This is a genomic window from Mesorhizobium sp. M0018, assembly GCF_040323955.1.
GTDB lineage: Bacteria > Pseudomonadota > Alphaproteobacteria > Rhizobiales > Rhizobiaceae > Mesorhizobium.
The window spans coordinates 15,773-40,147 of the sequence record NZ_JAMYVL010000018.1 but is presented as its reverse complement, the minus strand read 5'-3'; the positions used below and the strand labels follow the sequence as shown (position 1 = coordinate 40,147).

Annotated in this window: 22 protein-coding genes and 2 pseudogenes; 6 read left to right on the top strand and 18 right to left on the bottom strand. The window is 62.0% G+C overall.

Annotated elements, in window-relative coordinates; genetic code table 11:
* Positions 1 to 104 precede the first annotated feature (104 nt).
* Positions 105 to 1,089, top strand: a pseudogene (locus tag NKJ81_RS23010) (Tim44 domain-containing protein).
* An 86-nt stretch (positions 1,090 to 1,175) separates the two neighbouring features.
* Here the strand turns inward: NKJ81_RS23010 and NKJ81_RS23005 are convergent.
* The 4 genes from NKJ81_RS23005 to NKJ81_RS22990 form a co-directional block, all read right to left on the bottom strand.
* Positions 1,176 to 2,267 (bottom strand): AI-2E family transporter, encoded by a 1,092-nt coding sequence (locus NKJ81_RS23005; RefSeq protein WP_352541845.1) that lies wholly within the window; start codon positions 2,265 to 2,267, stop codon positions 1,176 to 1,178.
* A gap of 225 nt (positions 2,268 to 2,492) precedes the next feature.
* The gene (locus NKJ81_RS23000) at positions 2,493 to 2,906 is read right to left on the bottom strand and encodes a type II toxin-antitoxin system VapC family toxin (protein ID WP_352541844.1); all 414 of its coding nucleotides are present in this window, start codon (positions 2,904 to 2,906) and stop codon (positions 2,493 to 2,495) included.
* Complete coding sequence (locus NKJ81_RS22995) at positions 2,903 to 3,151, bottom strand: plasmid stabilization protein (protein ID WP_352455498.1); 249 nt, start codon at positions 3,149 to 3,151, stop codon at positions 2,903 to 2,905. Before NKJ81_RS22995 ends, NKJ81_RS23000 begins: the two co-directional genes overlap by 4 nt.
* Positions 3,152 to 3,574: 423 nt before the next feature.
* Complete coding sequence (locus tag NKJ81_RS22990) at positions 3,575 to 4,678, bottom strand: Fic family protein (protein WP_352541843.1); 1,104 nt, start codon at positions 4,676 to 4,678, stop codon at positions 3,575 to 3,577.
* Positions 4,679 to 4,882: 204 nt separating this feature from the next.
* Between NKJ81_RS22990 and NKJ81_RS22985 the strand changes: the two genes are divergently transcribed.
* Positions 4,883 to 5,113 (top strand): hypothetical protein, encoded by a 231-nt coding sequence (locus NKJ81_RS22985; RefSeq protein ID WP_502904314.1) that lies wholly within the window; start codon positions 4,883 to 4,885, stop codon positions 5,111 to 5,113.
* A gap of 354 nt (positions 5,114 to 5,467) precedes the next feature.
* The gene (xth, locus tag NKJ81_RS22980) at positions 5,468 to 6,256 is read left to right on the top strand and encodes an exodeoxyribonuclease III (protein WP_352541842.1); all 789 of its coding nucleotides are present in this window, start codon (positions 5,468 to 5,470) and stop codon (positions 6,254 to 6,256) included.
* Positions 6,257 to 6,330: 74 nt separating this feature from the next.
* Here xth and ligD read toward each other — a convergent pair whose 3' ends face one another.
* Complete coding sequence (gene ligD / locus NKJ81_RS22975) at positions 6,331 to 8,103, bottom strand: DNA ligase D (protein ID WP_352541841.1); 1,773 nt, start codon at positions 8,101 to 8,103, stop codon at positions 6,331 to 6,333.
* An 803-nt stretch (positions 8,104 to 8,906) separates the two neighbouring features.
* Between ligD and NKJ81_RS22970 the strand changes: the two genes are divergently transcribed.
* Positions 8,907 to 10,670 carry an adenylate/guanylate cyclase domain-containing protein gene (locus NKJ81_RS22970; RefSeq protein WP_352541840.1) on the top strand — a complete coding sequence of 588 codons (1,764 nt, stop codon included), beginning with the start codon at positions 8,907 to 8,909 and terminating at the stop codon, positions 10,668 to 10,670.
* 248 nt (positions 10,671 to 10,918) lie between these two features.
* Here NKJ81_RS22970 and NKJ81_RS22965 read toward each other — a convergent pair whose 3' ends face one another.
* From NKJ81_RS22965 to NKJ81_RS22925, 9 genes are all read right to left on the bottom strand, one after another.
* Positions 10,919 to 11,092 (bottom strand): hypothetical protein, encoded by a 174-nt coding sequence (locus NKJ81_RS22965; protein ID WP_352541839.1) that lies wholly within the window; start codon positions 11,090 to 11,092, stop codon positions 10,919 to 10,921.
* Positions 11,093 to 11,115: 23 nt separating this feature from the next.
* Complete coding sequence (locus NKJ81_RS22960; protein WP_352541838.1) at positions 11,116 to 11,505, bottom strand: hypothetical protein; 390 nt, start codon at positions 11,503 to 11,505, stop codon at positions 11,116 to 11,118.
* Positions 11,506 to 11,637: 132 nt separating this feature from the next.
* Positions 11,638 to 12,753 (bottom strand): ABC transporter substrate-binding protein, encoded by a 1,116-nt coding sequence (locus tag NKJ81_RS22955; RefSeq protein WP_352541837.1) that lies wholly within the window; start codon positions 12,751 to 12,753, stop codon positions 11,638 to 11,640.
* Between the two features lie 73 nt (positions 12,754 to 12,826).
* Positions 12,827 to 13,762 carry an SMP-30/gluconolactonase/LRE family protein gene (locus NKJ81_RS22950; protein ID WP_352541836.1) on the bottom strand — a complete coding sequence of 312 codons (936 nt, stop codon included), beginning with the start codon at positions 13,760 to 13,762 and terminating at the stop codon, positions 12,827 to 12,829.
* Positions 13,763 to 13,784: 22 nt separating this feature from the next.
* Entirely contained in the window at positions 13,785 to 14,840 is a 1,056-nt protein-coding gene (locus tag NKJ81_RS22945; protein ID WP_352541835.1) for an ABC transporter permease, read from the bottom strand.
* 19 nt (positions 14,841 to 14,859) lie between these two features.
* On the bottom strand, positions 14,860 to 16,356 hold the full coding sequence (locus tag NKJ81_RS22940; RefSeq protein WP_352541834.1) for a sugar ABC transporter ATP-binding protein: 1,497 nt from the start codon (positions 16,354 to 16,356) through the stop codon (positions 14,860 to 14,862).
* Between the two features lie 80 nt (positions 16,357 to 16,436).
* The gene (locus tag NKJ81_RS22935) at positions 16,437 to 17,321 is read right to left on the bottom strand and encodes an NAD(P)-dependent oxidoreductase (RefSeq protein ID WP_352541833.1); all 885 of its coding nucleotides are present in this window, start codon (positions 17,319 to 17,321) and stop codon (positions 16,437 to 16,439) included.
* Positions 17,318 to 17,896 (bottom strand): gluconokinase, encoded by a 579-nt coding sequence (locus NKJ81_RS22930; protein ID WP_352541832.1) that lies wholly within the window; start codon positions 17,894 to 17,896, stop codon positions 17,318 to 17,320. The genes NKJ81_RS22935 and NKJ81_RS22930 overlap by 4 nt, the downstream gene beginning before the upstream one ends.
* On the bottom strand, positions 17,865 to 18,677 hold the full coding sequence (locus NKJ81_RS22925; RefSeq protein WP_352541909.1) for an SDR family oxidoreductase: 813 nt from the start codon (positions 18,675 to 18,677) through the stop codon (positions 17,865 to 17,867). The genes NKJ81_RS22930 and NKJ81_RS22925 overlap by 32 nt, the downstream gene beginning before the upstream one ends.
* A 99-nt stretch (positions 18,678 to 18,776) precedes the next feature.
* On the opposite strand from NKJ81_RS22925, the gene NKJ81_RS22920 reads away from it, so the two are divergent.
* Positions 18,777 to 19,697: a 2-hydroxyacid dehydrogenase gene (locus NKJ81_RS22920; protein ID WP_352541908.1), complete on the top strand. Its 921-nt coding sequence runs from the start codon at positions 18,777 to 18,779 to the stop codon at positions 19,695 to 19,697.
* A gap of 14 nt (positions 19,698 to 19,711) precedes the next feature.
* Positions 19,712 to 20,743: an L-idonate 5-dehydrogenase gene (locus tag NKJ81_RS22915; protein WP_352541831.1), complete on the top strand. Its 1,032-nt coding sequence runs from the start codon at positions 19,712 to 19,714 to the stop codon at positions 20,741 to 20,743.
* A 45-nt stretch (positions 20,744 to 20,788) separates the two neighbouring features.
* Here NKJ81_RS22915 and NKJ81_RS22910 read toward each other — a convergent pair whose 3' ends face one another.
* From NKJ81_RS22910 to NKJ81_RS22895, 4 genes and pseudogenes are all read right to left on the bottom strand, one after another.
* Positions 20,789 to 21,196, bottom strand: coding sequence for a GlcG/HbpS family heme-binding protein (locus NKJ81_RS22910; RefSeq protein ID WP_352541830.1), 408 nt, complete (start codon positions 21,194 to 21,196; stop codon positions 20,789 to 20,791).
* Positions 21,197 to 21,240: 44 nt separating this feature from the next.
* Complete coding sequence (locus NKJ81_RS22905) at positions 21,241 to 22,233, bottom strand: LacI family DNA-binding transcriptional regulator (protein ID WP_352541907.1); 993 nt, start codon at positions 22,231 to 22,233, stop codon at positions 21,241 to 21,243.
* A gap of 668 nt (positions 22,234 to 22,901) precedes the next feature.
* A complete protein-coding gene (locus tag NKJ81_RS22900; RefSeq protein ID WP_352541829.1) occupies positions 22,902 to 23,078 on the bottom strand; it encodes a helix-turn-helix domain-containing protein in 177 nt (58 codons plus the stop codon).
* Between the two features lie 59 nt (positions 23,079 to 23,137).
* A pseudogene (locus tag NKJ81_RS22895) lies at positions 23,138 to 24,109 on the bottom strand (ParB N-terminal domain-containing protein); the annotation flags it as partial.
* Positions 24,110 to 24,375 lie beyond the last annotated feature (266 nt).

Here is a 24,375-nt window from a genome sequence, read left to right as displayed (position 1 = left end):
GGCCGACCATGCCGCCCGAAAATATCTCGACGGACGATTCACTGCTATTTCGATCGACGCACCCCATATGAGCGGAAAGAGTGTCACTTGAGGACTTGCCTATGCTGATTTCGCGTTGGGGACGGTTGGCAGTTTTGTTTGTGGGGTTGTTCCTGGCATTTTCCATGGTCGCTGTGGATCACGCCGATGCGCGCCGTGGCGGCAGCTTCGGCAGTCGCGGCATGCGCACTTTCCAGCCGGTCCCGCCGACCAGAGTTGCGCCGCAACCGGCCGCACCGGTCGAGCGCTCGATGACGCCCAATGCGGCCACGAACAATGCGGCCCGTCAGCCGCAGGCATTCCAGCGCCCGGGCTTCTTCAACGGCCTCGGCGGATCGATGATACGTGGGCTGCTTCTCGGCGGTTTGATCGGCGTTCTTCTGGGTCATGGGTTCGGCGGCTTGGCCGGCATGTTGGGTCTTTTGCTCCAAGTACTGCTGTTCGGCGGCGCGATCATGCTGGCGATCCGCTTTTTCCGCTCGCAGGCGGCGCAAAACCCGGCACCCGCTATGGCCGGTGCCTCGCGTGGCACCGGGACCTTTGGGCGCTGCAGCCCGGCCTGACCCGAGCAACACCGCAGCGTTCCCCATTCCAGGCATTGGGTCAGGATATGGCGGAACGAACCAAGACAATGCTTCCGATGAGATCACACTCACCCAAACCGACCTCGACACGTTCCAGCAACGGCTGACGGAAGTTCAGGAGGCATTCGGGCGCGAAGATCATGCTGCATTGCGCCGGTTGGTGACATCCGAGATGGTGTCCTATCTGTCCGAGGAACTTGCCGACAATGCCAAAAAGGGCGTCAGGAACGACGTGTCGGACGTCAGCCTGCTGGAGGCCGATATTGCGGAAAGTTGGCGGGAGGGTGATCGCGACTACGCGACGGCTGCTTTGCGCTATGAGTCTCGCGACGTGACCCGCGACCGCATCAGCGGCAAGGTCGTTGAGGGCGGGGCCGATCAGCCGACGGAGACGGTCGAACTGTGGACCTTTACGCGGCAGAACGGCGGTGACTGGAAGCTTGCCGCAATACAGCAGCCTGGCTGATGTGCTTGCCTTCGTTGAGATCTCTGCCCAGAGGTTGTTCAGGTTTCGCGCTACCACTCGAAGACCAGCGCCCTTTTCGTGCTTGATCAATCCGTCACGGACTGATGCGGTAGCTCACCAGCGCGCGCCGGCGTCGGCCGGTCGGTCAATCGAGTCTTTAGCACGTCGATGAGGCTGATTGTGATGGCGATCACCGCAGGTCCGAGGACAAGGCCGGATGCTCCGAACAAGACGATGCCGCCGACCGCGCCGATAAAGGCCACCACCGTGTGGAGGCGCAACCGATTCCCGACAAGCATCGGATAGAGCAGATTGTCGATGCCGCCGACGATGACGCCGCCCCAGACGGTCAATATCGCTGCGCTGGCCCAAGCTCCCTCCAGTGCGAGATAGACCGCTGCGGGCACCCAGATCACAAACGCCCCGAGCACGGGCACGATGGCAAGAAGTCCCATGACAAGGCCCCAAAAGACTGGCGTCGGCAGGCCGAGCCACCAGAACATCAGGCCACCCAATGTTCCCTGGACGGCGGCGACGAACACGGTGCCGAGCAGTGTTGCATGGACGGTCTCCGCAAAGCGAGACAAGATGTAGGCTGTCTCCGGAGCGCGCAGGGGCGAAAGGCCCGCGACGGCTTGCAGGCCATGTTGGCGGTCGCGCAGAAAATAGAACAGAAGATAAAATGTCAGGCCGAACATCGCGACTTGATAGATGGAGCCACGCAATAGCGATGTGCTTTGTCCCGTCAGCCATTGCACGAATGCGGCGACTGAGCCGGCCGGATCGAATTGGTTCTCGATCCATTGGGCAATGGCCGAAAGCGTGGGATAGCCAGACATGAAGCCGACTGCGTCCCAACCGCGGATGACCTCCTCCAGATAAGTCGCTCCGTTTACCGCCTCGCGAACGAGCTGTTGTGCGACGAGCGCCAGCGGCAGGCCGACGGCGATCGCCGCGACGCTTACCGATATCAGCGCTGCCAGGTTTCGATTTCCGACCCGTCTCTCAACCCACCGGTGAGCCGGAGACAGAATAATTGCCAGGACGAGCGCCCAGGTCAATGCCGGCAAAAAAGGCCACGCCAGCAGATAACAGACATATAGACCGATCGCCGTCGCTGCCAGGACGCCGAGCAATTTCAATTGTTTCACATCCGGCATCTGTTTCAGATCGGGCATCTCTCGCCGTCTCGCAAGCCCAGCGAGCCTAATGGTTTTCCCGAAGAAAAGGCAGGTCGGTTGCCGTACCCGGTCAGGCTGCCGCTGAGGCGCTTCGAGTGACCTTCAGGGGATTTTGACGACATGCAAATTGACCTGATATCGCTCGCCTGCGCTTTGACGGCCTTTCAGCCCGGCTTTGACAGGCAGATGGGGCTTGAACAAAAGCGACGACAGGAAAACGCTTCAGAACTCCCACGGAGATGTCAGAACGAGTCCTGCCGTCTCGAAGTCAGTCAGATTGCGCGTGGCGAGGCGGCCCCCGTTTACTCGAGCGATCGCCGCGATCATGCCATCGGGTGCCGACATGCCGCGTCCCTGGCGAGCAGCAGCACCCATAATTTCCCCATAAACCAGCGCAGCCTCTTCTGTCAGACCGAAGATGCGGTCTGCGAAACGCCGGCGCCAGTCCGACAACCCTTGCTCCAGCCGTTCGGCACGTTGATCCGGTCTTATCTTCTGGATGCCGAACGCGATCTCGGCAATCGTCACGGTTGGAAGCGCGAGTTCGGCATCGTATCGGATCAGCCAGGCAATGACCGCCTCGTCTGGGGTCTTTTTCAACGTTTCGGAAACGACGTTCGTATCGACAAAGATCAAAGCTCGACGCCTCGATTCGGCCGGCGACTCTCACGGATCACCGCCTCAAGGTCGATGTCTGTGCCGGATTGCGCTGAAAGCCGCGGGTAGAAGGCAGAAGCAGGCTCACGACCGGCCTCGCGGACCTCGTAAGATTCGAGGGCGCGCTCGACCACCTCCGCAATCGAGCGGTTTTCACGACGGGCAAGCCGGTGTGCAAGATCACGCGCCTTGGCGCTGCGGACTGAGAGTTGTGGCTCGGCCATATCGGACTCCTTGGCACCCATTGTATAGGCTCATTTCGCCTGCTAGCAAGATGGCATCTGATGGCTTGATGTCAAAACCGATGTTGCAGCGAGTTGCGGCTGCGCAGAAATAGGAGATAAAATGTCAGGCCCGGCGTCGGTTGCCGTACGGGTTGTGGTGCTGTCAGGATGGCGAAACCAGAAGGCGTTGGGTGCCTAGGCAAAGCCAAAGCGCGATTCAGGGGTTTTGCAGCCTATCAAACCGCTCGCTGGGGCTTCAATGGCGGCTATCAAGGCGGAAAGTTCGTCAATGACTGGCCCTAACGGCTTGCGACCGAACCCGATGGACCAGTGCCGAGCGACAAACGGCATAGACGCATTCTCCGAACCAATCGAGCGGGCCAATCATGCTTTGGGCGCGCGCTGTCGGCTCGCGCTCCTGTTTCAACGATGTCGCCGAGGCGCGCGATCCGGCCCGTCATCCAATCCTGCCAGCGAATAGCTCGTGCTTCGCCCACCGGCTTCATCTCTCACGAGTATCCCTTGCGCCAGGAGATCATTGATATCGCGCAAGGCCGTGTCAGGTGAGGTGTTGGTCAGCACTGCCCATTTCGAGGAGGTGAGCTTGCCTTCGAAGCCGTCCAGGAGCCGATTGACGACTTTGCGCTGGCGTTCGCTTAGAGGTCGTTGGACCATCTCCTCCCAAAAACGGGCCTTTCGCAGCACATTGGCCAAAATCTCCTCGGCCCCGCTGAAGGCGCGGTCGAGGCAGCTTAGAAACCATTGCAGCCAAGGGGTGATGTCGAGACTGCCCTTCTGCGTCCGTTCGAGGATCGCGTAGTAGTCCTTCCGCTCCGCCCGGATTTGCGCGGACATGCTATAGAACCGCTGAGCGCTGCCCTCCGATCGCGCCAACATCATGTCGGCGATCGCGCGGGCGATACGGCCGTTGCCATCCTCGAAGGGATGGATGGTGACGAACCATAGATGGGCGACCCCCGCCTTCAGAACGGGATCAAGCGGCGCGTAACCGTTGAACCAGTCGATGAACGAGGCCATTTCAAGCTCAAGCCGGGCCGGACCTGAGACGACCTGCATCGGACCAGAGGCTTCATGCCGCCACGCACCGACGATGATCTTCGTCATGCCGCTGCGACCCGTCGGAAACAGGGCCGCATGCCAGGCGAACAACCGCTCATCCGTAAGTAGCGCCTGATAGTTCTGAGTTGCGTCGAGCATCATCTCGACCACGCCCTCGACATCGCGGTCGACCGGCGCCAGTGCGCCAATATTCATGCCCAGTCGGCGGGCGATGGACGACCGCACCTGTTCCTTGTCGAGAATTTCACCCTCAATTTCGCTGGATTTGAGAACGTCCTCCGTTAGGGTCTGAAGCATCGCCTCGGCACGCAATTCGAAGCCTAGCGCCTCCATCCGCCCCAGCAGCCGGCCCTGCCGATGGCGCACCGTCGCCAGTTGATCGGCAAGGTCCTGGCCGCGCCACTCGAACTGCGGCCAGTTTTCAAGCTCGTAGATATAGGTCGCCATATTCTCCGCACTTTTTGCGTCGAATATGGGCCTCAATCGTCGTATATGCAAGATCATTTGCCGCAATTTATGCGGTGAATAGACCAGCTAAACACCGCATGGCCACGGCTTATTATTCCTCTTGTCGGCTTCTTCTCTCAAAGACCTCCCATTTTGACGCTATATCTCCTCAGGTTATGAGGCATTTTGTGGTTAGGCAGTGAGATGGCACTGGTCCAGTACTCCGACAATGGCTTCTTCGCTCCGCGCACGATTGCCGACGCCTTTCGCACGACGAGCGACGAAGTCGGCCGAACTGCCGGGCTGGGCAAGGATGCCGTCCAGCACAAGCAGCGGGTCCGGTCGGACAAGACCATGGCCGATGTGGTCCACAAGGTCGAGCCGTGCTTCGGTTCAACCCTTCGCAAGATCGCCCGCCTTGCCGCTACGAATTGAGAGCTGTGGCTCGGCCATATAGGATTCCTTCGCAGCATTACTTAAACCCACTGGACCCAAGGCGGTCGCCCTCAATCAGCAGTAGACCTGCCCAAGCTCCACCCGTCCGTGCGTTGCGGCCGCCCTAACGCCGGATTGTGCGCGCCGCATCTACCGCTCGCGACTTCGCCTACGACGCTCCCGACGACCAGCTTCTGCGCTCATTGCGCCATCTGGCACGCGGAAAGGCTCGCTGAAACCGCTCGACCGCCATTCTAGAAAGACGACTGACAAGGCCTCCCTTTGGCGGCATGATGCAAGCATAACATCTGAGCCTTCCATGCTCAAATCGCCGAGGGTTGTTGAGAACTTCGGATGACCCGTATCGCAACCTTTAACGTCAACGGCGTGAACGGTCGCCTGCCCTTGCTCATCAAGTGGCTGGGTCAGACCGACTATGACATCGTGTGCCTTCAAGAACTGAAGACTTCGGACGAGAAATTTCCCGCGGAAGCCGTCAGGAACGCCGGTTATGGCGCGATCTGGCACGGGCAAAAGTCCTACAACGGTGTAGCTATACTCGCACGGGGAAAGGAGCCCCTGGAGCGTCGACGCGGCCTGCCGGGTGACCCTGACGATACTCACAGCCGGTATATCGAGGCAGAGGTGGATGGGATCGTCGTGGGGTGCATCTACCTGCCCAACGGCAATCCAGCGCCCGGCCCGAAATTCGACTATAAGCTCCGCTGGTTCGACCGTCTGATCAGCTACGGCCAGCTACTGCTCAAAGAGGGGATCACAAGCGTTCTGTGCGGCGACTACAACGTCGTGCCAACGCCGATCGATGCGGTGGTGCCGAGACGTTGGACGGGCGACGCAGTCTACTTTCCGGAGAGCAGGCAGGCCTACGCCGAAATGCTAGACAATGGCTGGATGGATGCCGTCCGCTGCATTCATCCGGAGAAAGGCATCTACACGTACTGGAACTTCTCCTACCGAGGCGGTTATGATCGGAGTTCCGGCCTGCGGATGGACCACCTCCTCGTCAGCCCATCACTTTCGAACAGATTACGTGACGCGGGCGTGGACGCTGACCTGCGAGGCTGGGAAAAGCCGAGTGATCATGTGCCCGCCTGGATAGAGATCGACCCGGCCGGCAATTAGTTGACATGATCGAATGTTCGGCGGAATCGCCGGGCGTCTTCGCCCACTGCTAATAGAATGCGCTGCGAGATTGCTCACGCTGCTTTTCTAGCAGCCGCCCTAAACGGACGGTCAATGGTGAACGCATCTGGACGGATGGCTGCCTCGACCTGGCTCCAGGTCACGGGACGGGCGATTGGGAAGCCGGGTCGCGCTCGTGGGGAGAAGGCGCCGACCGCCGTGTTGCCGCGCCCATTGCGAAGGTAGTCGATGAAGATGCGGCCCTTTCGGGCTGCCGGCGCGGCGGAGAGCAGATAGCGATCAGGATGGGCTTCAGCGAGGCGCTTGGCGAACGATCGGGCAAGGAGCCGGGCATTGTCGTGCGTGATCTTCGTCTCAAGTGGGGCCATCAGGTGAATTCCCTTGCCGCCCGTCACCTTCGGCCAGCTCTGCAGACCTTCCGCTTCCATGATGTCGCGGAGCGTTAGCGCGGTCTCGATCACTTTGTCCCACTCGACCCCCTCGCCCGGATCAAGGTCCAGAACGACCCGGTCGGCATGTTCGATGTCGTCAACAGCAGCGTTCCAGGGATGCAGCTCTACCGCATCCATCTCGACCAGCCCCAGCAAGCCGGCAAGGTCGTCCACCCACACGCGCACACCTTCGCCACCCTCGCGCTTCTGAACGCGCAACTGATGCACTGCTGCGGGGATCTTCGGCAGCGCGCCCTTGTGGTAGAAGGTTGCCCCGAGAGCATGGCGGACCAGCTTCAGCGGTCGATGGCCGAGATGGACGAGTGCGTAATCGGCAACCCTCTGCCAGTAGCGCGCAAGCTCTTCCTTGGAGGGCGAGACCGCGTCGGGCAGCAGTTGCAGGATGTTCTCCCTGGCAATGCCATGTTCCTGGGCTGGTCCACGTCGCTTTGATGGCGCCGGAGGCTTGGCCGGGATCGCGACCAGGTCTTCGCGCAGACCCTTGAATACTGCCTCGCGCAACACGCCGCGATCAGTGACGCCGCTGAACTGTACCTCGGCCAGCACCTCTGGCCTGACCCACGTCGCCTTCGGCTTCACGATGGGCTCTGACAGAGGCGACTTGCTGATGATCAGCGGGTCGAGCCGCTCTCGAACCAGGTGCGCAGCGCTCAAGGTGTAGCCGCTGCGAGCCTTCCCGGCATAGAGCAGTCGGTCGCCCTCGCGGCGACCGATGTAGAGGGATGCGATGCGGCGCGGGTGAGCGCCCAGCTTCTCGACAAATGCCACGATGGGGAAAGTGTCGCTCTTGATGCACTTCACCTTGAGCCAACTGGTCTGGACCCCTGAGCGGTAGGTGGCATCGGTGCGCTTGGAGACGATGCCCTCCAACCCCATACGGCAGGCATGTTCAAATACGTCCGTGCCGCCCAACTCCAGATGTTCGGCGTAGGTCAATGTCGGGGCTGAGTTCTTCAGCAGCTTCTCTAGGGCTGCCTTACGCCTTACCAGCGGCTGCTGCCGCAGATCGCGCCCGTTGAGGTGCAGCAGGTCGAATGCGTAGAAGATGAGCCTCGGCGAGTCTGGGCTGCCCAACTCCCGTTCCAACGCTTGGTAGTCCGGCAGGCCAGTGTCGCCGAGAACGACAGCCTCCCCGTCGATGATCGCCGCCTTCACCGGCAAGTCCGCCGCCGCTTGAACAATTCGTCGGTATCGGTGCGACCAGTCGTAGCCACGGCGCGTGAAGGCTCTCGCTTTGCCGCCCTCAATGATCAGTTCGGTGCGGTAGCCGTCGTACTTGATCTCATGAAGCCATTCGCCGCCCTCGGGCGCATTCTCGACCAGCGTCGGCGACTGGAACTCAACGAAAGAAAGCCCGTCTGTGGCGTTACGCATGCACCCTCCGACGGCGAGTCAAGACGCAGAGCAGCAATAGGTTCCGGGGCATTTTAGCGAAATTGTATGTTGGGGCAGTTTATGGTTCCGTTGGAATTAGCATCAATTATCAAGCCGCGCACATAGCAAGCACTGGCGCGAGCTGGAGGCGGATTTGCTATGGCTCGATCTGCCGCCAGCCAAAATGCAATGACAATAGCCAGCGGCTTGGGAGGCTTGCGTGGCGCGGATCGTAGTCGCACCGCAATTGCACCGCCGTGTAGTCGTAGTCGAGGTGTCGGGGTCCGCCGAGCCTCCCTGCACCATCCTGATCTGATGTGCATCCTGACATGGACTCTCCTTCCATGGCTGCATCGGGGCAAGCGGCAATTTCTGTCCTCACCAAAGGTCCGCTTTGTGAATAGCCGTTCATTGCGGCTGCCATGGATGAGCAACGGTCGGGTGGAAGCCTCACATTGCTGCGATCGATCTGAACCGGAACGGGCGCGCCATGAACAGAAATTGAGAAACATCTTCCGAAGTGGACATTCGGGTGATGCGCTGGGCACGGAAGCAACGAGGCTCGTGCATTCGGGGCGCGCCCTCTTTAAAGCCGTCACGGGGCTTGCAATTCGGTGGCGCATTGCGACACTTGTTGCATGAGCACGTCCGCACAACCAGTGCGTCTGGCCCGCCCCGAAAAGAAGCGGCGTCGCATCCCTATTGCGGTCATCATGGCGTTGAGTTTTGGCAGCCTCGTATTCCTGTCGGTCGGGGGCGTGCTCGCGTTGTCGGTCGGCGCCAATTTTCGCAACACGTTCGACTTGCTCGGCGCCCAGTCGACACTCCTGATCGATGCGATGGAGGACTCGCTGCGCGCAGAGATGGGGGACGCCGAGAACGCGGTCGACGGCATCGCGCAGCTGTATGCCCAGGGCGAGTTCCAGATCGACGACGAGGCGATGTCTGCAGCCGTTGCCGGTGCTCTGGCTACCGCCTCGGGGGTCGAGGCGATGCTGATCTGCACCCCCGACCTGGTCTGCCGCGGCGCCGCGCGCTCAGTCGAAAACAACGTTGCAACGGGCGCCATCGAGCATTTTCCGGCCAAGCCCGAGAAGTCGCCCCAAGTCCGCGCCGCCCTCGAACAACGCAGACGGGTCGGCGGCAGGCAATGGGGGGCATTCGTAGCCAACGAGTTCGGCCTGTACGCGCATGTCTCAGTGCCGCTGGCACGTGATGGCGTGACGCAGGCCTGGGTGATCGCGGCGGTCGAATTGCAGAAACTGTCCGATATCACGCGGGAGCTATCATCGCGATTTGGCACGCATGCCTTCATTCTCGATGGCGAAGACCGCGTGCTCGCCGACCAAAGGCTGGCCGATCCCGACGCTCTGAAGAACGGCGTCCTGCCGCTGACGCCGCTGGCCACGTATGGCGATCCGGTATTGGCCGCCTATAGCGCGCGGAAGGTAGAGCGGGATTTCGACACGCGCCGCGCCCGCGACATAGAAATCGCCGAGATCGACCGCAGCGTGGACAATGCGTCCGAGTGGAGCGGCGACGCCACCTACATCGCCATCACCCGCAAGATCGCAGGCTATGGCGACAAGCCCTGGACGCTCGGCGCGTATTTCGAGACCAGTCAGATCAGCAAGGAGATCGAGCGCGTGTTGGGATCGGCCCTGCTCGGTGTTGGGGCGATGGCCGTGGCGGTCATCGTCGCGATCCTGCTTGGGAGGCGCCTGTCGCGACCGATCCAGGCGATCGCCGGCCAGGCCATGCGCGTTGCCGATTTCGATCTCGACGGCGTGACTCCGCTGCCGCGCAGCAGGGTTCTGGAGTTGGACAACCAGGCTTCGGCCTTCAACGCCATGCTGATCGGTCTGCGTGCATTCTCGACCTATATTCCGCGCTCGCTGGTGGCCAAGCTGGTGCGCACCGGAGAGGTCGGCATCGCCGAACCGCGCGAAGCGGTCGTCACCGTCATGTTTACCGACATCGTCGGGTTCACCACGCTGTCGGAGCAGATGGACGCCGCAGCCGCGGCCAGGCTGCTGAACCACCACTTCGCGATCCTGTGTGGCGCGGTCGATGCACATGGCGGTACGGTCGACAAGTTCCTGGGCGACGGCATGCTGGCGTTCTTCGGCGCGCCGGATCGTCTGAAGGGCCATGCCGCCGCGGCCGTCCGCGCCGCCGCGGCGATCCGCGAGGAGCTGGACAAGGACAATCTGGAAGCGGCTGGCAAAGGCCGGCCTCCGCTTCACGTCCGCATCGGCATCCACACGGGCTCCGTCATCGTCGGCAATATCGGCGCATCCGATCGCGTGAACTACACAATCGTCGGCGACACCGTGAACATCAGCCAGCGGCTTCAGGAACTCGGCAAGTTGCTCGCACCAGATGCCGCGACCGCCATCGCGATTTCCGGCGAGACTGTTTCGCGGCTCGACGAAAAGTTCGAAACGATCCCGGCGGGCAAGCACAGGTTGCGCGGGCGCGGCGAAGCGACGGAAGTCTTTCAGCTTCACAAAGTCGGGACGTCAGCACCGCCCCGTGTGGACGTTCGCCACGCCCAAGCAGGCTAGCGCCATGCCGCTTCCCTGCCGCTGATCGGCGGCTTGGAGAAGCCCGCGCGAATGCTGGTTCCGGCTAATGCCGACTTCCAAAAAGAGAATTCGGCTCCGCAAGGTCTCGAAAGGGTCATCGGCGTGAATTCGTCCTGCGCGAACGACCTTCCCCTCGGGGTCGCTCAAAGACTCCCATCTTGCGGACCAACCTCACCAAGGCGTCTGGGCTCTAAAAGGTCCCGCTCGAAGCCGGCTGCCGGTGTTGGTCAGGATGATGTCGCTGGCGACAGCACCTCTTCGAGCAGGGCTGTTGTAATGGCAAGGCTATCAGCAGTCATCTCCTCGTAGTCTGGCATGATCATGAGCTGTGCGATCGTCCGTCTGACGAACTCCGGATTCAGCTCTGCAAGCCGCTCCCTTGTTCGAGCGACACGATCCACGCCGGGCCCCGACCACGATGAAGTCAATCTCGCCCAGGCCCTCGAACGCGAATTTCTGAAACCTCGTCCCGTCGCCGTAATCGAGCGGTTGGAAACTCGTTCGCTTCGAAAACATGGTGATGCACACGGCCGGTGAACATCTTGAGCAGCTCTCCGGTCACATCGCGGCTCTGAAAGCGAACGTCGGACTGCAGCGCCTTGTTGCAGGCGTCCATGTCGGGATAACGGATGGCGAGCGCCATGGCATAGACGGGGGCGCCCTCATCCCGTGCCGTGCCATCCAGAACGCGCACCTCCTCGGCTCCAGGAAATTGCGTCCACAACGGCACTAGCCTTTCCCTGACAAAGCGCCGGAATTCGCTCTCGCGTCCGGGGTGGATTTCGCCTTCGAACAGGGCGTAGCGAATGATCATGGCGAGGGTTTCCTGATTTTCTGCGCTTGGGATGGCCGCCGGCCGGCAAGGGCAGGTCGCGGTGCAATTCGTGGATTTGTCGTGCGAATGAGATGCGGGCGCATCGCGTATTGCGCCCGCATCGCCGGGCTCCTAATTGCCCCAGATCTTCTTGTATGCGTCGCGGTAGCCATTGCCGGGGTCGAATGCGTTCTTCGGCCCGCCGTCGAACTCGACATTGTCGGCCGTCACCACATGCAGCGGCGACAGATAGCCCGACCATTTTTCGCCAGCGATGGCGCGGTTCAGCTCGTCGACCAATTGCCAGCCCTGCAAGTTGAGCGGTTCGGCAACGGTCACCTTCTGGAACTGACCGGCGCGAATGCGCTGATAGGCCGATTCCGAACCGTCGCCTGCGGCGACATTGATCGGCGCGTCGGTACCGGCTTTGCCGGCGGCGGCAAGTGAGGGTCCCATGAAGTCGAAATAGAGGTCGTTGATCGCCAGTGAATGCGTCCAGGTATCGCCGTACTTCTGCAGCAGCGAAGTGGTCAGCTGCGGCATGCGCTGGGAGGTCTCGGCGATCGGCGTGTCGACATATTCGAGCACCTTGCCGCCCAGCCGCTCGATCTCCGCCTTCATCTTGTCTGCCTTGGCGATGGCGATGGCGTAGGTCGAATCGGTGAAGATAACGACGCCGGGCTTGCCCTTGGCATCGGCGTAGGCCCAGTCGGCCGCGGCCGTGGAGACTTGCATGGCATCCGTCGACACGTTGGCGAACACGCCGCTTTTCTCGTCGGGCCCGATCACCGGTCCGGCATGCCAGGAGACCAACGGGATACCTGCGGCCTTGGCCTGTTCCAGCGCCGGCGCCTGCTCGACCGCGTCAAAACCGTTGATGACGATGCCATTCGGCTTCAACGCCATGGCTTGGCCGAAGGCAGCGGTGCGGCCGCCGATCGAGCCGGCGCCGTCAATCACCTTGACCTCCCAGCCGATCGCCTTGGCTGCTTCCTCGACGCCGTTGGTGACGCCCAGGATGCCGCCGTTCTTGAGGTCGCCGGCGAGCACGACGATCGTCTTGCCTTGCTGCGCCTTCGGACCGGTGGTCGGGCCATCCCAGGCCGTGACCTTCTGCGCATATTTCTGGACGACCGCCATGGCGTCGGCTGTGGCGTCCGCCCGTGCCTGGCCGGCGAACAGGACAGGAGCAGCGATTGTCATGGCCATCAAGGCTACGGATGATTTCAGGAATGTTCTGCGTTGCATGTTGGTACCTCCCTTGGTTTCTAGAAATTGCATGATCTTTCAAACTCGGCTTTCGATTGGAGTTGGCGACATGTCACCGGCTGATGTCGCCCGCCACCGGACCAACACCGGCCGGATGTGCGTTGACGTAGATGGCGTAGAGGGATGTCTGAGCGGTGATGTAGAGGCGGTTGCGCTTGGGACCGCCGAAACAGACATTGGAAACGAGCTCGGGAACCAGGATACGGCCGATCAGGGTTCCGTCCGGTGCATGGACGCGCACCGAGTCGGCGCTGGAGGCCCAGATGTTGCCGTCGCGACCGACGCGAAAACCATCGAAGAGGCCAGCCCCGCACTCGGCGAAGATGCCGCCTGCACGCGCCGACCGGCCATCGACGGCAAGGTCATAGGCCTTGATCGCGCGCGGCAGGCCGGGCACATGGCTGGCGCCGCTCTCCGAGACATAGAGGATCGTCTCGTCGGGCGAAAAAGCCAGGCCGTTCGGCTGCACCATGTCGGTGACAACGGCGCTCACCTCACCCGAAAGCTCGTCGAACCGGTAGACATGGGAGCCGCCGATCTCCGCTCTGGCGATCTTGCCCTCGTAGTGGCTTTCGATGCCGTAGACCGGGTCGGTGAACCAGATCGTACCGTCGGATTTGACCACCACGTCATTGGGTGAATTGAACCGCTTGCCTGCAACGGTTTCGACAAGCGTCTTCCAACGCCCGTCATGCTCGAGCCGGGAGACACGGCGCCCGCCATGCTCGCAAGCAACGACGCGGCCTTCGCGGTCGAGGGTGTGGCCGTTCTGATTGTTGCAGTGCGTTTCGAAGACACTTACCGAGCCGTCGCCTTCGTCGTAGCGCAGCAGCCGATCGTTCGGGATGTCCGACCACAGCAAATGCCTTGCGGCGGGGACATACACCGGTCCTTCCGCCCAACGGCTACCGGTCCATAGCCGTTCGAGCTTGGCATGCCCGATCATCAGCTTGCCGAACCGATCGTCGAGAATCTCGTAGTCGCTCATCCCAGGTCCCCGAGGCCCGACGTCACTTCGAGCGCTGCGCGACGGTCTTGGTCCTGGCTCTTTGCGCCGCGCCGCGCTTGCGCTGGGCGTAGCCGGCAATGCCTATGGCGACGAGCAGCGTCACGCCATTGAACAATGGCTCGACGAAGAACGAGCCGCCGAACTGCTGAATGCCGGAAATGCCGACCGCAAGGATGATGACGCCGGTCATCGTGCCCCAGACATTGACACGCCCGGGTTTGATCGTGGTCGAGCCAAGAAAGGCACCGACCAGACCCGGCAGGAGATACTCCAATCCGACGCTGGCCTGGCCAATACGCAGCTTGGAGGCGAGAAGCACGCCCGTCAGCGCCGTCAGGAACCCCGAGGAGATGAACGCCCCAATGACGAAACGGCGCACCGGAATGCCATTGAGAGCAGCCGCCTTCGGGTTGGCGCCGATGGCATAAACGTAGCGGCCGATCGGCAGATATTCGAGGATGATCCACAGTGCGACGGCGATGCCAAGCACGTAGAGGCCGGTGATCGGCAGCCCGAACACCATCGTGCCGTTGAGCGCGTAGAAGCCGTTGGGCAAAACGCCGACAACCTGCCGGCCGCCAGTGTGCCAAAGCGCCAAGGAATAGAGCACGGTGCCGGTGCCCAGCGTGGCGATGAAAGAGTCGATGCGGGCGACTTCGACCAGCAGGCCGTTGAGGAAGCCGGTCGCGGCGCCGAGAACCAGCACAATCATCACTGCCAGCGGCCACGGAATGCCGAACATGGTTTGCAGACTGATGGCCAGGATGTGCCACAGCACAATTCCGTAGCCGACGGTGAGGTCGATCCGTCCCGACGCCATCGGGATCATCGCCGCCAGCGACAACAGCGCAATAATCGCCTTGTCGGAGATGATCGAGCGCAGGTTAAGCAGCGTCGGGAACGTGTTCGGCAGCAGGATCGAGAACAAAAGGATCAGCAACACCGTCAGGATCACCAGCCCGTAGACCGGTAGCAGCCGGATGACCTTCTGCCCCATGGACAAATCAGCCATCTCGCCGCGGGTCGGTTCGAGGGCGCTGGATTCGATCGATTGCATGAGTTCGCTCCCAGAAAGATCAGGCGGCTTCGGAAGCCGATGCCGCGGTGATCACGGCGGATGTGGTGAGGTCTTTGCCGGTGAGTTCGCGAACGATCTGTCCTCGCGAAAACACCAAAGCGCGGTGGCAGATGTGGGCAATCTCCTCGAAATCGGTCGACACCACGACGACGGCGAGGCCGGCTTCAAGCGCGCGGCCGATCAGCCGGTAGACCTCAGCCTTGGCGCCGACATCGACGCCGGCCGTCGGATCCTCGGCGATCAGCAACGTACGCCCGGTGTGCAGCCAGCGCCCGACGACCACCTTCTGCTGATTGCCGCCAGAAAGGGCTTCGATCGGCAGATTCGGGTCGTTGGGGCGCAGCCCGACGGAACTGCCGATCGCCTGCGCTAGCGCAGCCTCTTTATGAGGCGCGAGGAAGGAAAACAGGCCGCGCTTGCCGGCGCCGGGATTGAGGAAACTGTTCTCACGGATCGACAAGGATCCAGCGATTGATTCTTCGGTCCTGTCACGCGCGATCAGGCCGATGCCGGACGACATCGCCGCGATCGGGCTGGACAGGTCCGGCACAGCCCCGCGGATCGTCACCGTGCCGGAAAAGGCCTGGCAGCCAAACAGCGCCCGGCCAACCAGTTCCTGCCCGGCGCCGCGCAGGCCGACCAGGCCGAGCAACTCACCCTTGCGAACGTCGAAAGACACCGGGCCGGCACCGGCGCAGACAAGGTCGCGCACGGCGCAGATCGTCTCGCCGGCCTGCGTCTCTGCCTTGCTGAAAACCTGGCTGACCGGACGGCCGACGATCATCTCGACCAGTTCGTCCGGTTTCGTATCGGCGACCTTCTTCTGGCCGACCAGCCTGCCGTCGCGCAGCACGGCGACGCGATCGGCGATGCGGAAAATTTCATCCAGGCGATGCGAGACATAGATCATGCCGACGCCGCGTTGCTTGAGCGGACGGATGGCGTCGAACAGCCGCTCGACCTCGTCGGCGGGAAGACTGGCCGTCGGCTCGTCGAGCACCAGCACATCGGCCTCGGTAGCCAAGGCGCGAGCGATGGCGACCAGCGATTTTTCGGTGCGCGTCAGATCTTGAACGCGTGTCGTCGGGTCGAAGTCACAGCCGACCAGCTTTAACGCCTCATGCGCCCTCGCCTCGGTCGATCGCCAGTCGATCAGCCCGGATCGCAGCGAAAAGCCTTGGGCCAAGCCGACATTCTCGCCGACCGTCATCCATTCGATGAGACCGAGATCCTGGTGAATGAAGGCGACGGGCTGGCGCTGGTTCGGCCGCGGCGGGCGATGATGGTAGGGCTCGCCGCGAAACAGGATTTGGCCGCCATCCGGCCGATAGATGCCGGCGAGCGTCTTTATCAGCGTCGACTTGCCGGCGCCATTCTCGCCGAGCAGCGCCAGGATCTCGCCCTTGTGCAGATCAAGCGTCACGTCGGAGAGCGCGCGGGTGCCGCCGAACTCCTTGGTAATTGACTTGAACTCGATCAGTTTTTGCTCGGTCACAATGCGTTCCTCCCGAGATAAAATTATGTTATCGATAACATTTCTAAGCGTCAAGCATCAAAGAAAATATGGCCAACGGATCAGTTGGTCTTGCCGTCGAGCAGACGCATCATTTCGGCCGAATCCCTTGGCCCCAGTCCTGCGGTGCAGAGCAGGCGATGGATCTCGACCACCTGCCCGGTCATCGGCATCGGCGTCTTGGTTTTGAGGGCAAAGGATTGCAGCGAATCCAGGTCCTTCAGCATGTTGTCGATGCGGCCGGTCGGCGAAAAATCGCGGGCAGCGAATTTTGCCATGAACTCCTGCATGATGCTGGAATCGGCCCGCCCGCCCTTGAGTGCCGCCGGAATTGCCTTCGGATCGACGCCGCCGGCTTCGGCAAGCTTCACCGCTTCGGCGACGGCCTGGAACAGAACTGCGCAGAAAAGCTGGTTGATCAGCTTGGTGGTCTGCCCTGCCCCGCTCGGCCCCATCAGCGTGTAGTTGGCGCAGAGATGCCGCATCACCGTGCGGGCTTGTTCGAAGTCAGCCGCCTCGCCGCCCGCCATGACGGTCAGTCGGCCGGCCAGCGCGCCGGGAACGCCGCCCGAAAGCGGGCAGTCGAGCCATTTCATGCCGGTCTCGGCAGACAGCTTCCTGGCCATCTGCGCGGTGTCGACGGGATCGATCGAAGACATGTCGATCAGCAGCTTTTCGGGCGACGCAGCGGCCGCGACACCGGCATCGCCGAACACCACGGAACGCACGATGTCGGCATGGTTCAGACTGAGGATGACGAAGCTGCTCGTCCGCGTTGCTTCGGCAACAGACGCGACGGCAACCGCACCCTTTGCAGTCAGCGCGGCGACCTTGGCCTTGTCCAGATCGAATACCGTCACGGCTTGCCCAGTCTCGATCAGACGGGTGGCGATCGCCGACCCCATGATGCCGGCGCCGACAACGGCGACTTTTGCTGGTTGCGTCATTTCAACGTGCCTTTTTCCTTGATGCTGACAGGGCTGACCCCAAGTGCACCCAGACCCTGCAATACTCTATCGGCAATCGTGTCGACAGGCGCCTCGATGTCCACTGTGACCACCAGCGGTTCGTCGCCTGGATTTTCCAGTGTGGCGAACTGGCTGTTAAGCAGAGCGGGTGGAAAGAAGTGGCCGCCGCGCTCGGCGAGCCTGGCTTGCAGCACCGCACGTGACCCGTGCAAAAATACGAAAAGCACCGGCCCGCTAGCACCATGGCGAAGGCGATCGCGATAGGACTTCTTCAGCGCCGAGCAACTCGCGACGAGCCCACGTCCTTCTTGATGTGCATGGCGCAAGGCTGCGCCCAACAGGTCCAGCCAAGGCCAACGATCCTCGTCGGTAAGCGGAATGCCCGCCGACATTTTTTCGACATTGCCACGCGGGTGCAGCACGTCGCCTTCGACAAAAGCAAGCCCTAGACGAGCCGCGATAGCGACGCCAATGCTGGTCTTGCCGCAGCCGCTGACACCCATCACAACGATGGGCCAGGACTTAGAGGCAGGTTGTGATGCCGCCATCGACATAGAGCGTGTGTCCATTGACAAAGGATGAGGCCGGTCCAGCTAGAAAGATCGCCGCGCCGACCAGTTCGCCGACATCGCCCCAACGACCCGCCGGTGTTCGGTTGGTCAGCCAGGCTGAAAACTCGGGATTGTCGACCAGCGCCTGGTTGAGCGGCGTCTTGAAGTAACCCGGCGCAATGGAATTGATCTGCAAGCCATGCTTCGCCCAATCGGCACACATGCCGCGCGTCAGGTTGCGCACAGCGCCTTTCGTGGCCGTATAGGGCGCGATGTTCGTCCGTGCCAGTTCGCTTTGCACCGAGGCGATATTGACGATCTTGCCGCGCTGCCGCGGGATCATGTGCCGCGCCACCGCTTGCCCGACGAAGAACACGCTGGAGATGTTGGTGCGCAAGAGTTCCTCCCATTTGTCAGCGGGGAAATCCTCGAGCGGCATTCGGAACTGCATGCCGGCATTGTTGATAAGGACATCGATGGCGCCGATCGTCGCCTCGATCTGCGCGACGCCGTTCGCCACCGCAGCATGATCGGTGACGTCGAAGACGGCGCTATGGACCTTGTGTCCCTTCGCTGTCAGTGAATCCGCAGCCGTTTTCATTTTTTCGGCGCTGCGTCCGTTGAGCACGATTTCGGCGCCGTGCTGCGCCAACCCCTCGGCCAGCGCCAGGCCGATCCCTTGCCCCGAGCCGGTGACCAGCGCCCGCATGCCGTTCAAATCAAACAACGAACTGCCCAAACGCTCCTCCCGAGCAAGCTTTCCTGAAGCGGCCGCGATTTCCATCACCCCGCCGCCAGTCGCTATTGACATGAATGTTATCGATAACATAGTCAATGGGAAAAATGGACTCGCACAGGAGATGATGCCGTGACCGACATTTTGATGACAGGTCCCTATCCGGATTGGGACATGGCAGATCTTGAGGCGAAGTATCGCGTCCACAAACTTTGGCAGTCCGAGGACAAGGACGCGTTGCTCTCAAGCCACGCCGGCGCGATCCGCGCCATCGCTACGCGCGGCGAGCTTGGCGCAAGTGCTGCGCTGATGGGAAAGCTGCCGCAGCTCGAGATCGTTTCCTGCTACGGCGTGGGCACCGACGCCATCGACCTTGCCTATGCCAGGGCGAACGGCATTCGTGTCACCAATACACCAGATGTGCTGACCGAGGACGTAGCCGATATCGGCATCGGGCTGCTGCTCGCCGTGGCGCGAAAAATCCCGCAGGCCGACGCCTACGTACGCGATGGAAGCTGGCGCAAGGGCAATATGGGGCTGGTCACGCGTGTCTGTGGAAAAAGGCTGGGCATTGTCGGCATGGGCCGCGTCGGTGCGGCGGTGGCGAAGCGCGCCGCTGCATTCGACTGCACGATTTCCTATTTCGACAACCGCAAGCGCGACGATCTTCCTTATGCTTTTGTCGGCGATCTGGTCGAACTGGCGCGCGACAGCGAATTTCTGATCGTAACGCTCGCCGGCGGCGAAAGCACAAAACACATGATTAATGCGTCGATCCTGGCAGCGCTCGGAGCAGACGGTATCGTCATAAATATTTCGCGCGGCAGCACGATCGACGAGACCGCGTTGCTCGCGGCCCTGGAATCCAGTGCCATCAAGGGTGCGGGGCTCGACGTGTTCTGGAACGAGCCAACCATCGACGAGCGCTTCCTGAAGCTTACCAACGTCGTGCTGCAACCGCACCACGCCAGCGGCACGGTGGAGACCCGCAAGGCCATGGGTCAGCTCGTTCGCGATAATCTCGCGGCCCATTTCGGCGGACAGACCTTGCTGACACCGGTCGTCTGAGAAGGGATCACATCATGAAGTCGATCGTCATCCACGCGGCAAAAGACCTGCGGATCGAGGAGACCGATCCGGGCTCCCCTGGCGCCGGACAGGTCGAGATCGCGGTCGAGGCTGGCGGCATCTGCGGCTCGGACCTGCATTATTACAACCATGGCGGCTTCGGCGCGATCCGCCTTCGTGAACCCATGATTCTTGGCCATGAGGTTGCGGGCACGGTGCGGGCCCTCGGCGACGGCATCTCCACACTTGCGGTCGGCGATCGCGTGGCGATCTCGCCCAGCCGGCCCTGCAATGCCTGTCGCTACTGCCTGCAAGGCATGCAGAACCAGTGCCTCGACATGCGCTTCTATGGCAGCGCCATGCCGATGCCGCACATCCAGGGGGCGTTCCGCCAGCGCCTGGTCGCCGAGGCGTGGCAGTGCCACAGAATAGCCGACCACATCTCCATCAACGAAGCCGCTTTCGCCGAGCCCTTCGCGGTGACGCTGCATGCCATGAACCGCGCTGGCTCGCTGCTCGGCAAGCGGGTTCTGGTCACCGGCTGCGGGCCGATCGGCGCGCTTTGCATCCTCGCCGCACGAGCCCACGGCGCGCGCGAGATCGTCGCGACCGATGTCATGGACGGCGTGCTGGCGAAGGCCCTGGAGATCGGTGCCGACCGGACGATCAATGTCGCGACAAACAGCGAAGAGCTCGCCGCCTACAATGTCGACAAGGGTAGTTTCGACGTGATGTTCGAGGCCTCCGGCAATGAACGCGCGGTGCGTGCAGGGCTCGATGTCCTGAAGCCGCGCGGCGTGCTCGTGCAGCTCGGTCTCGGCGGCGATCTGTCGATCCCGCAGAACCTCGTCGTCGCCAAAGAGATCGAGATGCGGGGCACTTTCCGTTTCCACGAGGAGTTTGCGATCGCCGTCGACCTGATCAATCGCCGCCGGGTGGATGTCAAACCGCTACTGACGGGCATCTATCCTCTCGACGAGGCGGTCGCGGCTTTCGACATCGCCGGTGACCGAAACAAATCCATGAAGGTTCAGATAGCGTTCTGAAGATCCTTCGGTTGCGCTGGAGGCGCATCGGCACATCGCATTAAATCACGTCGGCGCCAACCGCCGCCAAGGCGGCGTGTGCCACATAGAACTCCTGCTCGCCGGTTCCGACCCGACGCCGATGCCGCCCGCAAGGCGTCTGCCGAAGCGGATCGGCAAGCCCCCGGGCAAATTGGTCACGTCGCCCTGCGATGCGATACCGGCTGAGAGCGCCACTTCGAACGCCATGCCGCCAGTAGCGGCGTTTATTGACGCCGCGGTGCACGCCTTCGCCTGCGCCGTACGCATGCTGAGGAACCGCGCGCCATCCATGCGCAGGCTGGCGAGGACTTCGCCGCTCGCATTGACGACCACGAGACATTGCGGCACGCCCATCGTGACGGCGCGCGCTGCTCCGGCTGCAACGGCTTTCAAAGCACCGTCATGCGTGAGGGTGATGGTCTCGCGAAACATCGCTGCTGGGCTGCCCTTCGCTGCGTTTGAATCGATGCAGGAACTCAGGTGCTTTCGCGCTCGACGACGCGATAGCTTGTGAGGACGATTTCTTCGCCGTGTCGTTTCTCGTCGCCTCGGATCACCTGGATCAATCTGCGGGCGGCCTGTTGCCCGATGCCGTAGCAGTCGACATTCACGGTGGTGATGCCGGGATGGCAAAAGGCGGCTACCTCGTAGTCGCCGAAGCCGGCAATGGCGATGTCCTGCGGGATCCGCATGCCCCGGCGCTTGCATTCCATCAGTGCGCCGAAGGCCGAAAGGTCCGAAACGCAGAGTACGGCTTGCGTGTCCGGCCAGCGCTCCAGCATGCTGACGACGGCCTGGCCTCCCTGCTCGATGGATATCGGCGGCACGCCAAAGGAAACGAGGCGCCCGGTTGGCAGGCCGAGCTCCTCAATGGCTCTGACAAAGCCTTCGCGCCGTTGGCTGCCGCGCGTGTCGCGCGAGGTCGTGCCACCGATGTAACCGAATTTATTGTAGCCTTTTCTGGCCAGCGTCTTGACGAGAAGTCCCATCGCCTCTTCATTGGAGAATCCGACCACCTGATCGATGGGTTTCGCCGGCAACTCCCAGGTTTCGACTACAGGGATGCCCGCGTTTTTAAGAAGCCGGCGGGCGCGCTCCGTATGGGCGCCGCCGGTCAGAATGATGCCTTCGGGCCGCCGACGGAGCATCGCTTCGATCAGCTTTTCCTCCTTCTCGACCGTATAGTCGGTGTAGCCGAGCAGAAGCTGGAGTCCCGTGCTCTCCAGTTCATCCGTTATGCCGCGCGCCGTATCGGCGAAGTTGGAATTGTTGAGTGATGGAACCATCGCGGCAACAAATCCAGTCTTGCGCGAGGACAGGCTGCCGGCCGATTGGTCGAGCACGTAGCCGAGGTCGTTGACCGCGATCATGATCTTTTCCCGCGTCGCCTTGGAAACGAGGCTGCCCTCTTTCAGGGCGCGTGAAACCGTCATGGTGGACACACCTGCCCGCCGCGCCACGTCGACCATCGTCGGGGCGTGGCTCTCGCCCGGTCTCGATGAGGCGGCCTTGGCCATCATGCCGCTCCACCAGCCGGCAGCGATGTGCCCAAGCAAAACGCTGGACACTCGGGCACAAGCTCTCTGCGGCGTCCGGCATCGCTCATGAACCACCCGTTGGAATCAACTTCACGCAAGGCATGTTATCGATACCATATCAAAAGACAACAGCCACATACGGCCCAAGCGTAAACATGGTCATGAGCACCGGTTTGGGCCGCGATCACACTTTGGCTCTCCTGCCGACGACGATTGCCGAATGAGGTCCGCCCGACAGGACCGGACACCGTTTCTTCGATGCCTGCCGGGCGTGGGTGCGCCAGCTCTGTCAGCCAGCCCATAGCGAGCAAGTCGACGGTGTAGGCGACGGGATCAGGAGCAGCAGGGCAGGAACGCCCGCCATTGGGATGCCGGCACCACACGATAGACCGCCTTCATGTAGTTGGCGCTCCCGAGCAGATAGATCGCCGGTCCGCCAGTGAGGATCAGGACTTAGGTTAGGCCGTCTTGAGCGGATCATGGGAATGCGCCAGCACCAGATCGTTGCCGACGGCGGCGGCGATGACCCCGCCGACCAGGATCCCGTGGGCATAATGAAGCCTATCTGCCGAATTATCCGAGCAGCCGGCGCACCATGCTCAGCCGTCGAACACATTGGGCTGATCTGTCCCCTGCCACCAATGAATCAGGGCGATCCGGTTCTTCGCCTTCGAAATCCGGAACAGCCGTTCGAGCAAGGTCTTCACCGTCGCCGGCGAGATATCGAGATCCTTGGCGATCTGTTTGTTGGTCATGCCTTTGTTGACCAGCATCATGATCTCGGCCTGTCGCGGAGAAAGCCTGGGCGGCATGGGCGAACCTTCGAGCACCGCCGCGAGCCGCCGGCGTCTTCCGCACCCTTGCCCTTGGGCTTCCTGGCCTCGGGCATGCGGAAGTGGACCGTCTTCACCTTGCCCTCGCGGTCAAGATACATCGCTGTGTGGTCCGACTTCTTGGGCGTACTGTAGACGCGTTCGGCCTTGGGCGGCAGCTTCACCTCGCCCCAATTGTTGGTCTCGACGATGACGCCCTTCTTGGGCAGGTTCTGCGTCATCCACTCCTGCTAGGCCCCCAGGAAGGCGTCCACGTCGGTGGTGTAGCGGCTGTCCTGGTCGGCCGGCGCGAACAGATCCTCGACCCAGGCGATGCCATAGGCCTCTCGCAGATCGTCGCCGAAGCTGGCGTCGCGCGCATACATGCGGGTCTTGGCGAGGCCGTTGGCGACAGCCCACCACGAGACCTGGGGATCGCCCTTGGTCGGCTTATGTGCCTTCCAGACCTCCTTCTGCTCCTCGAGCGAGGCGGCCGCGATGGCGCGGAGCTGGCGCTCGTCGGGCATGTCGCCCTTGGCCATATGATCCAGCATCGCCGGCAGCACATTGGCGAGCAGGCGCAGCTTCTTGATCTGGCGCACCGACTGGGCGAGCGCGATGCCGATCGCCTCTTCGGTCCAGCCGAGCGCCACGAGACGCTCGATGGCGCGCCACTGGTCAACGGGGTTAAGCTGCTCATGCGCGATCGTGGTGACCAGCGAACGCATGGCGCCGCCATCCTCGGCGCAGGGAACGACGAGAACGGCGACTTCCTCGAGGCCGGCGGTAATCGCCTGCTTGACGCGACGGTGGCCCTCGTCGATGACGAAGCCGTTGCCGCCATCGGTTTCTGCGGCGACGACGGGCGGCTGCACGATGCCAACAGCCTTGATCGTCGCCAGCAGCAGCGCGTCGGCCTGCGGGCTGGACTTGGAACGGCGCGCCTTGTCGGGATTGTCCTTGAGCGAGCGCGGATCAACGAATTTCAGTTCCATGGGAATTCTCCTTGGAGGGTTGCAGACGCGGCCTTTCACCGGTCCTTTCTCGTCTTCCTTCCGAAGACATCCCCTGCCCGCGGAGCCGGCGGGCCGGTGCAACTGCCTGGTGAGCATCCCTGCCCGGCAGGACAAGCGGGGCTTTCAGCCCTGCGCCGGACGACGCGGCCGGGATTGCGAGGCTGGCGGTTGAGCGTCAGCGCCACCGGTCTGGCCGATCAGCGAGGGGGTTTTCCTTGCCTCCATTTCCTCTCCCTATGCTGTCC